13 protein-coding genes are annotated in these 13,607 nt (G+C 43.2%); 4 read left to right on the top strand and 9 right to left on the bottom strand.

The window, feature by feature from the left end:
• Positions 1-52: 52 nt before the first annotated feature.
• The 5 genes from LJE11_RS17355 to LJE11_RS17335 all read right to left on the bottom strand — a co-directional run bounded on the left by LJE11_RS17355 (position 53) and on the right by LJE11_RS17335 (position 5,431).
• The gene (locus tag LJE11_RS17355) at positions 53-589 is read right to left on the bottom strand and encodes a DUF2284 domain-containing protein (protein ID WP_062808264.1); all 537 of its coding nucleotides are present in this window, start codon (positions 587-589) and stop codon (positions 53-55) included.
• Between the two features lie 56 nt (positions 590-645).
• A complete protein-coding gene (locus LJE11_RS17350) occupies positions 646-2,379 on the bottom strand; it encodes an ASKHA domain-containing protein (RefSeq protein ID WP_227296313.1) in 1,734 nt (577 codons plus the stop codon).
• Positions 2,380-2,763: 384 nt separating this feature from the next.
• Positions 2,764-3,399, bottom strand: a complete 636-nt coding sequence (locus LJE11_RS17345; protein WP_008705414.1) for a corrinoid protein — start codon at positions 3,397-3,399, stop codon at positions 2,764-2,766.
• Between the two features lie 76 nt (positions 3,400-3,475).
• Positions 3,476-4,294, bottom strand: a complete 819-nt coding sequence (locus LJE11_RS17340; protein WP_227296311.1) for a methyltetrahydrofolate cobalamin methyltransferase — start codon at positions 4,292-4,294, stop codon at positions 3,476-3,478.
• A 102-nt stretch (positions 4,295-4,396) separates the two neighbouring features.
• A complete protein-coding gene (locus LJE11_RS17335) occupies positions 4,397-5,431 on the bottom strand; it encodes a vanillate--corrinoid protein methyltransferase (RefSeq protein WP_022380455.1) in 1,035 nt (344 codons plus the stop codon).
• A gap of 427 nt (positions 5,432-5,858) precedes the next feature.
• On the opposite strand from LJE11_RS17335, the gene LJE11_RS17330 reads away from it, so the two are divergent.
• The 3 genes from LJE11_RS17330 (at position 5,859) to LJE11_RS17320 (ending at position 8,323) form a co-directional block, all read left to right on the top strand.
• On the top strand, positions 5,859-6,785 hold the full coding sequence (locus LJE11_RS17330) for a serine hydrolase (protein WP_227296308.1): 927 nt from the start codon (positions 5,859-5,861) through the stop codon (positions 6,783-6,785).
• A gap of 46 nt (positions 6,786-6,831) precedes the next feature.
• Complete coding sequence (locus tag LJE11_RS17325) at positions 6,832-7,800, top strand: SH3 domain-containing protein (protein WP_227296306.1); 969 nt, start codon at positions 6,832-6,834, stop codon at positions 7,798-7,800.
• A 76-nt stretch (positions 7,801-7,876) separates the two neighbouring features.
• Complete coding sequence (locus LJE11_RS17320) at positions 7,877-8,323, top strand: phosphate-starvation-inducible PsiE family protein (RefSeq protein WP_008705419.1); 447 nt, start codon at positions 7,877-7,879, stop codon at positions 8,321-8,323.
• A 165-nt stretch (positions 8,324-8,488) separates the two neighbouring features.
• Here the strand turns inward: LJE11_RS17320 and LJE11_RS17315 are convergent, their stop codons facing one another.
• Positions 8,489-9,619, bottom strand: a complete 1,131-nt coding sequence (locus tag LJE11_RS17315) for an Ldh family oxidoreductase (RefSeq protein ID WP_022380451.1) — start codon at positions 9,617-9,619, stop codon at positions 8,489-8,491.
• 402 nt (positions 9,620-10,021) lie between these two features.
• On the opposite strand from LJE11_RS17315, the gene nudC reads away from it, so the two are divergent.
• A complete protein-coding gene (gene nudC / locus LJE11_RS17310) occupies positions 10,022-10,870 on the top strand; it encodes an NAD(+) diphosphatase (RefSeq protein WP_227296304.1) in 849 nt (282 codons plus the stop codon).
• Positions 10,871-11,019: 149 nt separating this feature from the next.
• On the opposite strand, the gene LJE11_RS17305 is transcribed toward nudC, so the two are convergent.
• The 3 genes from LJE11_RS17305 to LJE11_RS17295 form a co-directional block, all read right to left on the bottom strand.
• Positions 11,020-12,123 carry a DnaJ C-terminal domain-containing protein gene (locus LJE11_RS17305; protein ID WP_226824782.1) on the bottom strand — a complete coding sequence of 368 codons (1,104 nt, stop codon included), beginning with the start codon at positions 12,121-12,123 and terminating at the stop codon, positions 11,020-11,022.
• 125 nt (positions 12,124-12,248) lie between these two features.
• Positions 12,249-12,716 carry an Hsp20/alpha crystallin family protein gene (locus LJE11_RS17300; RefSeq protein WP_019160363.1) on the bottom strand — a complete coding sequence of 156 codons (468 nt, stop codon included), beginning with the start codon at positions 12,714-12,716 and terminating at the stop codon, positions 12,249-12,251.
• Between the two features lie 185 nt (positions 12,717-12,901).
• The gene (locus LJE11_RS17295; protein WP_008705428.1) at positions 12,902-13,369 is read right to left on the bottom strand and encodes an Hsp20/alpha crystallin family protein; all 468 of its coding nucleotides are present in this window, start codon (positions 13,367-13,369) and stop codon (positions 12,902-12,904) included.
• Between the last annotated feature and the right edge of the window lie 238 nt (positions 13,370-13,607).

Raw genomic sequence — 13,607 nt, 5'->3', positions numbered from 1 at the left:
CAATCTGGAATGAATTTTGGCTACGTTACTGTGAACGGAGTGAACAGTAACGTTATTCCAGAAGGTAACAGCTCGTATAAGCAATCGTACAATCCCCATAATAATACTGTAGCTCATTGGCCTGGCAGACCTGTGTTACCAGCATCCCGTAAGCCTCCATCGATGAGAAAGCCTGTTTCGGAAACCTGCATGGAGCATCCGGATAAGTACAGACCTTACATTTCGTACAGCATCCCGCACCAATCGCCAGCATATCCGGATAAATCTCCCGAAGTTTCTTCTCAAATTCCACAAAATACTCCTTATGTCTGGCTTCCGTTTCCATCATTCCCTCGCCATCAAAAGCATCCTCCAATTCACCAACTGTCTGAACAATAATCCCATACTTATACTGCCGGACTTTCGCTTCACATTCCTCAAGAGAGCCACATCCCGGAGGACAGCTCCAGCACTTATCATACTTATGACAGGTATCTGCTGCACACATCTGTCGAACCTCCGGCTTCAGCTCAATCGTATCACAATCCAGCAACACCACATGCGAAAACCCCTGCTCCATTCCCATTTGCTCTATTTTTTTTATATCCATAATCTAACCCCTTACTCTCTTGTATAATCTATAGCAACCTCATCAGGCAGATAAAATCATTCACCTGTCTCAAATCCCAGTTCATCAATAAAATGATCCTGAAAATCAGCCGAAGCAGCCAGCTCAACGAATTCAATCTTTCTCACCAGCTCATCCATCTCCAGCATTTCCTTCTCATTCACAAGTGCGATCTTCGCACCCTCACCAGCAGCGTTTCCCACTGGTTTCACTTTCTTCACAAGCGTCGCCGGAAGCAAGCCAATCTTCCCGGCACTGACCGGATCCATATAGTTGCCAAAAGCACCTGCAATATATACCGAACAGATATCATCTTCTGTAATCCCAAGCCGCTCCATAAGCATCTGAATTCCCGCTGCAATCGCAGCTTTCGCAAGCTGAACCTCTCCGAGATCCTTCTGCGTCAGATAAACCCCTCTCTCATTACCGCCCCGCTCTGGCGGTACCAGAATAAACACACCTTGCTTCTCCTGTCCGCTTCTCAGCACACCATTCTCATCCAGCATTCCAGCATCCAGAAGACCCGCCACCAGATCGATCAATCCCGAACCACACAAACCAACCGCCGGCTTATTCCCAACAGTTATATAGTTCCACTTCCCATCCTCATACTTCACATGATCCACAGCCCCGGCCGCGCCACGCATTCCACACTCAATCTTCGCACCCTCAAAAGCAGGCCCGGCCGCAGTAGAACAGGTCACCATCCGCTCCCTGTTTCCCAGAACCATCTCACCATTCGTTCCAATATCGATCATCAGAGAAATCTCTTCCTGCTGATCCTGCCTGATAGCCAGCAGACATCCACAGGTATCCGCTCCCACATATCCTGCAATATCCGAAAGCATGATCAACTCTGCACGCGCCTGCACAGTCAGACCATAATCCCCCGCATTCAGCACCAGCCTCTCACTCACAGCCGGAGTATAGGGCGCATGTACCAGCGAAGCCGGAGAAATCCCCAGAAACAGATGATGCATACAAGTATTTCCCACAACACACACCTGAAAAACATCCTCTCTCCTTATCCCTGCATCCTCTGCCAGACTTCCCAACATCTCATTAACCGCTTTCCGAACACACATACTTAACGCTTCTGTTCCATGCTCCAGCGCATAATTCGCCCGCATGATCACATCCGCACCATACTGCGCCTGCGGATTCATCCTGCTCTCAACTGCCAGAGTCCTCCCATCCGCACCATCCAGCAAATACCCCGCAATGGTAGTCGTCCCAATATCAAACGCTGCCAGACACCTCCGACCAGCTTCCTTCCTCATTTCCAGAATCCGCCGTCTACTGTAAATCACATACCATTCATCAGAATCCCTGCGCATCCCATACAATTCACCCGCCAGCTTCAGATCCACCTCCATCTGCCCCGGCTCAACCTCACCATCTGTCTCCGCCAGCGTATCCAGCAGCCTCTGCCAGTCCGACCGCTTCTCCCCTGTTTTCGCCTTCTCCAGCTCAACCTGAGCCATCCGTAGTCCCGGTTCAAACACAACTTCTCTGTTAAATCCATCCGTCAAAATCTTTTCATTGCCAGCCCTGTCCAATGTCTCCACTACACAAGTCTCACCTTCACCAATCCGAATCTGACACGCCTTAACAACTTCACCATTAATCTTAACCAGACACTTCCCACATTTCCCCAGACCGCCACAAGGCGCATCCGGCCTCAGTCCTGCCTGAATCTCCGCCTCCAGTACCGATATCCCATCCTCCACCTCTATCTCAATATCCTCACGCACAAACTTAACCCAAGCCATAAAAACCTCCCACATATCCAATCCAAACATCACAACAGCCAACAGCCAGCTCAGAAAAATATTTTATTTCATGTGCATTTGCAGGGGTCTTAGATATTCTTAGCTCTCAGAAATCTGCGTTATGAGCAGACTGTATCACTGTCTGAGCGAAGTTTGCAACGGAGCGAGTTTGAGAAGGCTGCTCATGCCTTTAGCAGATTTCTGAGAGGTTAGAATATCTTAGACCCCGAAACCGCACATGAAATAAAATATTTTTCTGAGCGTCCCCTTTTTCCCATTATAACACACTCCAAAAAAATCCCAAAATACACGAAAGGACCACTCCACAGAGCAGTCCCCTCATAATATTTTCATGTTATACTAAACCCGCACAAAGCAATCAGATCAGGCTGCCAACTTCTTAGCCAGTGACGCCGCACTAGCCGCATCATCAGAATATCCGTCAGCACCAATTTCCTCAGCAAAAGCTTCTGTAATCGGTGCTCCGCCAACCATAACCTTAATATTACCTCTGAAATCCGCCGCATTCAACGCCTCAACAGTCTCCTTCAGAGCCGGCATAGTAGTAGTCAGCAGCGCAGAAAGAGCAATGATCTTAACATCCGGATTCTCTTTATAGCACTCAATAATCTTAGCCGCCGGAACATCGACTCCAAGATCGATCACCTCAAATCCGGCACTCTCGATCATCATGGCAACCAGATTCTTACCAATATCATGAAGGTCACCGGAAACCGTAGCAATGATAACCTTACCAAGTGCACCTGTAGAACCAGATGCCAGATGCGGTTTCAGAACCTCAACACCTTTCTTCATAGCACGAGCTGCAACCAGCATCTCCGGAACAAAGATCTCACCATTTTTGAATTTCTCACCAACTACAGACATCGCACTGATCATACCATCATTCAGAATCGCAACCGGATCATCACCCTCATCAATGGCTTCCTGTACAGCCGGTCCTACTAATTTCGCTTTCCCTTTTTCAACTAATTCCGCAACTTCATTTATCTTAGACATAATCAAATCCTCCTGTTATTTCTCAATTTCAGATTCCAACCACTTAATTCATTTACACAGTTTCTGCAGATTCAACTTACTTCTTCTTTGTTGTACCAATTAAGCCTTCTCTGTAAGCCCCTATATATTCCATACAATAATCATCCAGACCAAGTAATGCTTCTGTTGCATAAACCAGTCCAAGCATATCCTTATTTGTCGGATCCATAATTCCACTGTCCAGTCCTGCATTCATTGCCAGTACCAGGAACCCGTAATTAATCAGCTTACGAACCGGCAGATTAAAGGAAATATTACTGATTGCTGCCGTAATATGAATGGTCGGATACTGCTCATGTACACTTGTGATCGTCTCAATATTCGTTGCAATACCATCCTCAGAAGTACAAAGCATCTCAACCAGCGGATCAATGTGAATCCTGTCCGGAGCAATTCCGTACTCTTTCGCTTTCGCCATGATCTTGTCAAAAACTTTCAGACGGTCTGCTGCACATTTCGGAATACCTGTATTGTCACTCAGCAGCGCAATTACCTGCCATCCCTCATTTCCCGGCTCAGCCATGATCGGGAAAATCGTATCAATCTTATGTCCCTCTCCTGATACAGAGTTAAAAATTCCAGGTTTCTTACAGAACTTATAAGCCTGTGCCAGAACATCCGGACTCGGGCTGTCAATTGAGATCGGAAGATCTGTAACCTCCTGGATACAGTCGATCATCCATTTCAATGTTTCCACTTCTTCCGCTTCCGGAACAGAAGCGCAACAGTCAATATAAGTAGCTCCGCTTTCCGCCTGAAGCTTTGCTCTTTCTTTAATAAATTCAGAGTCTCTTTTTGCGATCGCTTCTGCAACGATCGGGATAGAACCATTAATTTTCTCACCAATAATAATCATTTTCAAACACCTCCATAGCATCATCCTCTGCAACACCTGAAATTTCATCTAAATATCGGACAGATATTTGTATTCCGTTTTGCCACTGACAAATACCTGAGATCAGAACATAATCTGCCATGGAAGCCTTGTAGATTCAGATGCCTTAATGCCAAATTTCTCTTCATTCAGCTTGTCAATGGAATCACAGAGAGATTTATAAACACCCGGATAAACAGAACCAGGGCCACCCTGAGCGATACACGGAATAAAGTATTTGTTTCCACATTCTTCGCAGACACGACGTACCACTGCATCACAATTCTCATCTGTCCAGCCCTCAAAATCAACTGCACGATTTTCGATACCGCCCATGAAGCTGATCTTTCCGCCATATTTCCTGATCAGTTCCGGAAGATTATTGGTTTCCATACATCCCTGCCATACATCGATCCCCATCTCAATCATAGAAGGAACCAGTGTTGCTGCGTAACTGTCAGAATGATGGATAACCAGCTCAACGCCATGACTGTGATAATATCCGTAAATTTCTTTATATGGCTCAAGTAAAAATTCATCAAACATTGCAGGACTCATAAATGTACTGTCCAGTCCACCCCAGTCATCATGATGGAATAATGCATCAGGATGAAGGTTGGAACAGATACCTTCAGCAAGTTCCAGTTCCCACTCTGTCAGATATTTGATCAGATCATGCATTTCATCCGGATTAGTAATATAATAAACCAACGCATTACTGATCTCACACAGATGATGAGTCTGCTCAAATAATCCCGGTGCAACGAAAGCTGCTTTAAATGCCTGTTCTCCGTCAACTGCATCATACTGAGCCTTCACCATATCCCACTGATCCTGGGTAAATTTCAAAGACGGTGCATGTACATAGTCTTTCCAGTCTTCAATATCCTTTACCACGATCTTGTCAGGAGTATGTACAGGAAAAGAACCCGGAACTCCTTTCGGGAAAGTATTGGTTACCCCCCATGCATTCACTACATTTTCCTGTCCCGGCTGAAGCAGCGGGTTTGTAAACATAAACGGATGAAAAAGAAGCTGCACTGCTTCATACTGATTAACAAATCTGTCAGGATTTCCGCCTTTTATAACTTCCAGCATATTCTGTTTCGGTGTTAACATATAATCTACCTCCTCATGCAATATGAAAATGCCCCCACATTCCCACATTTATTTGTTTAATTTGCCGTTCTTTATCTCGTTTCTGATGATTTTATTGTAGCATTTATACAATCCAAAATATATAATCAGATATGCGGATTTTTCACGCCCATATTCCTACAAATTGTATGAACGCATCTCAAGTATTGTGCCAACAGTAACCGGCAGCCATATAATAAATTTTAAGATCAACTGTAAATACACTTGTAACACAACTCTAAACACTGTATAATTTTGTACATACAGATATCAGATTTTAAAAATCATTTGTGCCTGCACAATAAGACTTTTAAACCTGATTTATCTAAACATGAAGAAATACGATTTATATAACAGATCAACAGATTCCGAATGTTTTACAGTAAATATTTAACAGGTGGTGAACGCAATGTTTTCAAAAAAATTATTAATACCTCTGCTATCGCTCAGCCTTCTTGTTACTCCTGCATACAGCAGTCATGCTGCTGAAAATGCAGAGGCCGCGGGAACATCCGTAGAAGGTCAGGGAATGCTTTCCCCTTCTTCATCTTCAGAGAGTTCTGAAAGCGTCTTTAACGATTCCGGGGCAGGCACATCTTCAGAACCGGTCACAAATGAGAAACTGGAGACAATTTTAAAACAGGTTCAAAGTCAGCTTCCCGCTGAAAACGGAACCTGGGCTGTTTTCATATCCGATCTTGTAAATGGAACCGAGGGCAGTCTTAATGATCAGAAAATGCAGGCTGCAAGCCTGATCAAGCTCTATATCATGGGAGCTGTCTACGAGAATTATGATCAGATAACCGGACAATACGGCAAGGATTCTGTAGACTCCAATCTGTACTCCATGATCACAGTCAGCGATAACGATGCAGCCAATACCCTGACAACTTATCTTGGCGGCGGTGATTCCGCAGCAGGTATGCAGGCTGTCAACAGTTTCTGCCAGGCACATGGCTATGACCAGACTCACATGGGACGTATGCTCCTTGCCAGCAATGAGAATGATGATAACTACACATCTGTAGGAGACTGTGGTCATCTCCTGCAGGAGATTTATAAACAGGATACATCCGGCTACACCCATGCCACTGATATGTTTAATCTGCTCAAGGCACAGACACGCTGTAACAAAATTCCCGCACAGCTTCCGGAAGGAGTCAAAACCGCAAATAAAACCGGAGAACTTGACAACGTGGAAAATGATGCCGGAATCATCTATGATTCCAAAAATGACGTAGTAATCGTATTTATGTCCCAGAATCTCTCAAGCGCCGGTTCCGCACAGAATACGATCGCTACCTTAAGCAGAACGATTTACGATTACTATAATTAAATAATGTACTCTCAGAGTACATAATAACCCAAAGGAGGGATTCACTATGAAAAAAAGAAAAAATATTGCAATTCCCATGATTCTTACAGCTACGATTGCTGCTGTATCTGTACCCTGCAGCTCACAGACCGTTATGGCATCTGACACTTATCAGGTAGGTGTAAGTAAAGGGTATCTGGCTCTGCGCTCTGCCATGGCTTATGATTCCTCCAACGAGATCGGCGAGCTGTATTCCGGTGATACTGTTGAAGTTACAGAATATACCACCAGTGATTACTGGTACGTCTATTCTCCAAAACTGAACAGATCCGGATACGTAAATAACGATTACCTGTATTTCCTCTCATCACAGCCGACAAGTTCGTCCGGTTCTTATACTGTCAGTGTTGCCAAGGGTTATCTGGCTTTGCGTTCTGCAAAGGCTTATGACTCTTCCAACGAAATCGGACAGTTATACTCCGGTGATACTGTAACAGTTTCTGACAGCAGTGATCCTCAGTACTGGTATGTCTATTCTCCGAAACTGAACTTATCCGGCTATGTAAATAAAGATTACTTATATTACAGTGGCGATACTGCTGCCAGTGCACAGAGTTCTTCCGGAGATTCAAGGACTGTCAGTGTTGCCAAGGGTTATCTGGCTCTGCGTTCCGCAAAAGCTTATGATTCCTCCAATGAGATCGGACAGCTGTATTCCGGCGATACAGTTCAGCTTATCGACACCAGCGATTCCCAGTACTGGTACGTTTATTCTCAGAAGTTAGGAAAAAACGGATATGTAAATAAAGATTATCTGATTGGCGGAACAACCACATATGCCACCAGAACAGTCAGTGTTGCTACCGGTTATCTGGCTCTGCGCTCTGCGAAGGCTTACGACTCTTCCAACGAGATCGGACAGTTATATTCCGGCGATACAGTTCAGCTTGTGGATACAACTGATGCACAGTACTGGTATATTTACTCTCAGAAACTCTGCAAATATGGTTATGTAAATAAAGATTATTTATATTAATCTTTTTCGTAACACTATAAACAGTTACACTTCTTTACATTCACCATATACAACAAAACAGAAAGGACTCACAGTTATGAGCCCCAAACGACAGGTTAACCATAACATTCGTAAACACTTTAACACAATCATTTACAATATTTCACGCTACGCGGAAATTGCTCTTTCTATGGTAATTCTGCTGGTGATCGCACTGGCAGGCTTCCGGCTGATCATGGAGGTTGCAGATACTTCTGTTATGTCCATGGATACAGAATTTTTCAGCACTTTCCTTTCCCAGGCTTTGTCTCTGGTAGTAGGCGTGGAATTTGTAAAAATGCTCTGCCAGCATTCCGCACAGACAGTTGTTGAGGTTCTGATGTTTGCCACAGCACGTCAGATGGTAGTCGAACACCTCGGGCCAGCAGAAACTCTTCTTGGCGTACTCAGTATCGCAGTTCTGTTTGCGATCCGCAAATATCTTATGACAGACAACGATGACATGAATGCTCATAACTGTCCGAAGAATACTGAAGAAAATTAAAGGAAACAAAAAACTGCATATCAGATACGATCTGTAAATTCTACCGGTCGTATCTGATTATGCAGTTTCTTTTTATTTCCACATGCTGATAAACGGGCGTCTCAAAAAAAGTAATTTTATATGATATATTCTATAGTTATGGTTATCAGCATGATGGGCGCTTATTTAATAATTACCACTAAAGAACTTACTGTCCTTCGGCAGTTCATAGCCCTTGAAGTAAGAGCCAAAATCAACCTTCAGATAATTGCAGAGGTTGGCAAGCTCAACCATAGTGTTGTCATTTACAGGAATGCCATTCTCTCTGCGCTCTTTTTCTGCAAATACTTCCTTCTCACCATGAGTATAAATCTGCTCTGCGCCTTCTGCCTTTGGACTCTGACGAAGAGTTTCCAGATATTCGGAAAAATGCGCCCTGATATCATCTGCATTTCCGAAGATTGCGGGATCAATGGCAGCAAATCCATGACAGATACCTGTCTTGTCTTTAAATGTACAGCATTTATCAGAAGTAACACCCATGGAAAAGATGGAGCTGAAAATCTCGCAGAGCATTCCATAACCGTAACCCTTATGACTTCCGTTTACCTCTTTATTACCACCAAGTGGCATGATTCCGCCGCCCTTCTTGGCAACAATATTGGCAAGTACATCCGGGGCATCTGTGCTTTCCTGACCATTTGCTCCCAGAGCCCAGCCCTGTGGAAGTGGTTTTCCCATCTTATTATACATTTCCAGTTTTCCTCTGGTAACTACTGTTGTGGAGCAGTCAAAAAGGAATGGATAAGGTTCTGCCGGCATTGCCACTGCAATGGGATTGGAACCAAGCATTGCTTTTCGTCCAAAGGTAGGTACCATGATTGCTTCCGAGTTGGTACATGCCATACCAAGTAAGCCCTGTTTTGAAGCCATTTCCGCATAATATCCTGCAATACCGAAATGATTGGAGTTTCTTACAGATACAAATCCAACACCTGTTTTCTTCGCCTTCTCAATAGCTTTCTCCATTGCAAAATGGGAAATCAGCTGTCCCATACCGTCATGTCCGTCGATCACTGCTGATACAGGTGTCTCAAATACGACCTCAGGTTTCGCATCCGGATGGATGGTTCCCTTCTCAATTCCTTTATCATATCTTACCATTCTCTGCATTCCATGGCTTTCAATCCCGTACAGATCTGCGGTAAGCAAAACATCCTTGATGATATTCGTCTCTTCTTCATTAAAACCAAATTTACGAAATACGTCGTGGCAAAAAGTATTTAATGTGTCATAACTCCATTTTACATATCCCATAACTGTAAAATCCCTCCATTCAAGTATTACTCATTTCGTTTTTGGTATTACCAATTTGTTAAGCTGATTATACCACTCTCATTTTCAAAGTGCAATACGTTTTTTATTTTTTTCAGTATTTCTTATGTTACTGTATTACTGCTCCCTGCTAATATCCCGAGACATGCAAGCCAAAATGTTACCGTCCACTCCGTTCACAGTAACATTCATTCCAGATTGCCTGTAGCAATTGGACATCTTCTCTTGTTTTTCTAAAACTGCCGTAATATACTATGTACAGGCAATCCTGCCTGCAGGATTGCCTGCTCATTTAATAAATAATAGATTACTGCTCACTTCCGCACCTGTAATATATTTCACAGAACAACTCTGCGGTGGCAGTAACAGAAAAGGAACATTACTATGATTCAGGATATCGCACCACACACTTACCACAACGAATACAAACCTTCTGCCCCGGATAAGAACAGTTTTATCCTTGCCTACGAAAAAGGCAGTATTCTTCTTCCACATCAGGAACGGGAAGCAGATATTTATTTTCCACGTTTTCAGGATCTGGAGGAAAAAGTTTCAGATCTCTACAGCAAGTATATTTATCTGTTTTCTATCGATGATCAGCGTTTCTATCTGATCCCGGAATTGGATACCACCCTTCTTCCAGATTATGAATTCCAGGATATACGAAATCTTCGGACAGCCCGGCCACAGCATCTGGCGTTTGCAGGAGTTACAGGACATCAGCTTTTCCAGTGGTACAGCAAGCGCCGGTTCTGCGGCTGCTGTGGAAAACCAATGCTGCACAGCCAAAAAGAACGTATGATGGAATGCCCTTCCTGCGGCAATCAGGAGTACCCTGTCCTGTGTCCTGCAGTAATCGTAGGAATCACAAACGGAGATAAAATCATTCTTTCCAAATATGAGGGCCGCAGATTTAAGCGTTACGCCCTTATCGCAGGCTTTGCAGAAATCGGAGAAACCATTGAAGAAACTGTTCACAGAGAAGTAATGGAGGAAGTTGGCCTTAAGGTAAAGAATCTCCGCTATTACAAAAGCCAGCCATGGTCCTTCAGCGGTACCCTGCTTTTCGGATTCTTCTGTGATGTGGACGGCGATGATACCCTGACCGTTGACCATAAAGAGCTCTCCATGGCACAGTGGGTAGAACGTGATAAAATCCCGGATCAGGGCAATAATATCAGCCTGACCAAGGAAATGATGATGCTCTTCCGTGATGGAAAAGAACCCAGATAAACAATATTCTATATCAGAAAAAGCTCATAGAATATTTTTCCCTATTATGCTAAAAGGATACATACACGGTAATGTTACTGTGCATGTATCCTTTTCGTTTCTCTGTAAAATTGCTTCACTATATTCTCAAAAATATTTCTGATTACTCTTCACGCCGCACTCCCGCTGCCAAATCCACGGCTTCTACGGCTTCCATTACATTCCTGCTCAAATTCTTTCAGTTTCCGTCTTGCTTCCGGTGTCAGATTTGTCGGAACTTCAATCTGTACAGTTGCATATTCATCACCGTGTACCGACGGATTATTCATTGCAACGATACCTTTGCCTCTCAGACGTATCTTCGTTCCGGACTGAGTACCCGGTTTAATGTTACAGAGAACATCACCGTAAATAGTGTGAACCTTCGCCTCACCGCCAAATACTGCTGTTGTAAATGGGATATTTACAGTTGTATAAACATCTCTGCCTTCCCGTTTATATCCCGGTTTATCCTGAACATTTACTTTCAGAAGCAGGTCACCGGCTTCACCTCCGCCGACTCCCGGATATCCTTTTCCTTTAAGTCTGATAGATTTACCGGATTCAATACCTGCCGGAATATTGACTTCGTAATTCTGGACGCCACCGTTGCTGCTCTGCAGGCGGATAACCTTCTTACCGCCAAAAGCAGCTTCATCAAAGCTGACAGTAACCTCTGCATGAAGATCCTCACCTTTACTGCTGTAAGAACCGCCAAAGCCGCCAGTTCCATTGCTTCCGAATCCACCAAAACCACTTCCATGAAATCCACTGCCACCGAAGCCGCTGCTTCCAAAACCACCGGATGATTTACTCTTCTTAAATCCACCACCAAAGATGTTCTTCAGGATATCATCCATATCTTCGCCATTCTCAAAATGATATTCATGATAACCATTGCCATCACTGTACGAGCCATGGAAACCGCCGCCAAAAGGATTGCCCTGTGCTCCGCCAAAGCCACTGCCAAAAGGACTTCCCTGTGCGTTTCCATAATTACCGGCACCTTCTTCAAAAGCAGCGTGGCCAAACTGATCATACAGTTTACGTTTCTTCTCATCACTCAGAACATCATAGGCTTCATTTACTTCCTTAAAATGCTCTGCTGCCGAAGCATTTCCCTCATTACTGTCCGGATGATATTTCTTTGCCAGTTTTCTGTATGCTTTCTTAATCGTTGCTGCATCTGCGTTTTTGTTCACGCCAAGAACTTCATAGTAATCTCTTTTCAATATCATCACCTTCCCTCATAAACACATTCTAACGCAATCATTCCTGACTTCATATTTCTGCAATCCTCATTATGCAAACAACGGGAAGCCAAAAGATTTGACCTCCCGTTGCTGTAACTTAACATCTATTATCCTTCAATGGAGATGCTGTGCTTCTGTTCCACTGCTGGCTTTGCTTCTTTCTTCGGAACAAATAATGTCAGGATACCATGTTTGAATTCTGCTTTGATGTCGTCCTGATGTACTTCCTTACCTACATAAAAGCTACGACTGCAGGCACCTGCATAACGTTCTCTGCGGATATAACGTCCTGTCTCTTTTTCTTTCTCGTCTTTATCCAGGCCTTTCTCTGCACTGATGGTCAGATAACCATTTTCAAGTGCTGCATGAACTTCATCTTTCTTAAATCCTGGAAGATCTACAACCAGTTCGTATCCGTTATTCATTTCCTTGATATCAGTTTTCATTACATGATTTGCTTTATGTCCATAAAGTTTCTTCTCTGCATCCTTCATTGCTCTGTCATCATAATAGAACGGGAAATCTCCAAAAAAGTCATCAAATAAATTTTCTCCAAAAATACTAGGCATTAACATAAGTCATATCTCCTTTTCTAATATATTTTATATATGTCAAATCTGTTCACCAGATTTACTTTCCAAATCTATCTTTACAGGCTTTTTCAACCTTTTATCTTCAATCTTTTAGTGTAAGCTTTTATTTTTATATCTGTTTTTAATCTCTGGCCGACCCTTAACGGGTCAGTCAGAATATTTATTCATCAGCCTTCAATGGCAATTGTTTTCTTCTGTTCTACTGCTGGTTTTGCTTCTTTCTTTGGTACAAATAATGTGAGGATACCATGTTTGAATTCTGCTTTAATGTCTTCTTTCTCAACTTCTTTACCTACATAGAAGCTACGGCTGCAGGCACCTGCGTAACGTTCCTTACGGATATAACGTCCGGTTTCTTTCTCCTGCTCATCTTTATCCAGGCCTTTCTCTGCACTGATAGTCAGATAACCATTCTCCAGGTCAGCCTTTACTTCATCTTTGGTAAATCCCGGAAGATCTACGACCAGTTCATAGCCTTTATCAGTTTCCTTGATATCGGTTTTCATTATATGGCTGGCTCTGCGTCCGTAAAGTTTCTTCTCTGTATCTTTCATTGCTCTGTCATCATAATAAAATGGAAAATCTCCAAAAAAGTCATCAAATAAATTTTCTCCAAAAATACTAGGCATCAACATAAGTCATCTCTCCTTTTCTATACCGTCCATCTACATGTGATGGACTCTCAGTTATGCATCTTTACCTTGTTTCTTTGGAACTTAGGTTATCAGGAATCTCATAGAACTTATTTCTTTGTTCTCTTTTTGTTCCCCTTCCTTTGTTCTAGTTGTAATATAACACTTATTATTAGCACTGTCAAGAGGTGAGTGCTAATTTTTTGAGATTTTTTTTGCAAACCCTTTAAAATCAATGGTT

Origin of the sequence: Blautia sp. DFI.1.216, assembly GCF_020594215.1 — a bacterium.
In the GTDB taxonomy this organism is placed as follows: domain Bacteria; phylum Bacillota; class Clostridia; order Lachnospirales; family Lachnospiraceae; genus Blautia_A; species Blautia_A wexlerae.
Note: the sequence above shows the minus strand (reverse complement) of the source record. Positions and strands in the feature narration are given on the sequence as shown.

Excerpts from the sequence above, each read along its gene's own strand:
- LJE11_RS17355 (WP_062808264.1), bottom strand. The coding sequence starts at position 589 with ATGGATATAAAAAAAATAGAGCAAATGGGAATGGAGCAGGGGTTTTCG.
- LJE11_RS17350 (WP_227296313.1), bottom strand. The coding sequence starts at position 2,379 with ATGGCTTGGGTTAAGTTTGTGCGTGAGGATATTGAGATAGAGGTGGAG.
- LJE11_RS17345 (WP_008705414.1), bottom strand. The coding sequence starts at position 3,399 with ATGTCTAAGATAAATGAAGTTGCGGAATTAGTTGAAAAAGGGAAAGCG.
- LJE11_RS17340 (WP_227296311.1), bottom strand. The coding sequence starts at position 4,294 with ATGATTATTATTGGTGAGAAAATTAATGGTTCTATCCCGATCGTTGCA.
- LJE11_RS17335 (WP_022380455.1), bottom strand. The coding sequence starts at position 5,431 with ATGTTAACACCGAAACAGAATATGCTGGAAGTTATAAAAGGCGGAAAT.
- LJE11_RS17330 (WP_227296308.1), top strand. The coding sequence starts at position 5,859 with ATGTTTTCAAAAAAATTATTAATACCTCTGCTATCGCTCAGCCTTCTT.
- LJE11_RS17325 (WP_227296306.1), top strand. The coding sequence starts at position 6,832 with ATGAAAAAAAGAAAAAATATTGCAATTCCCATGATTCTTACAGCTACG.
- LJE11_RS17320 (WP_008705419.1), top strand. The coding sequence starts at position 7,877 with ATGAGCCCCAAACGACAGGTTAACCATAACATTCGTAAACACTTTAAC.
- LJE11_RS17315 (WP_022380451.1), bottom strand. The coding sequence starts at position 9,619 with ATGGGATATGTAAAATGGAGTTATGACACATTAAATACTTTTTGCCAC.
- nudC (WP_227296304.1), top strand. The coding sequence starts at position 10,022 with ATGATTCAGGATATCGCACCACACACTTACCACAACGAATACAAACCT.
- LJE11_RS17300 (WP_019160363.1), bottom strand. The coding sequence starts at position 12,716 with ATGTTAATGCCTAGTATTTTTGGAGAAAATTTATTTGATGACTTTTTT.
- LJE11_RS17295 (WP_008705428.1), bottom strand. The coding sequence starts at position 13,369 with ATGTTGATGCCTAGTATTTTTGGAGAAAATTTATTTGATGACTTTTTT.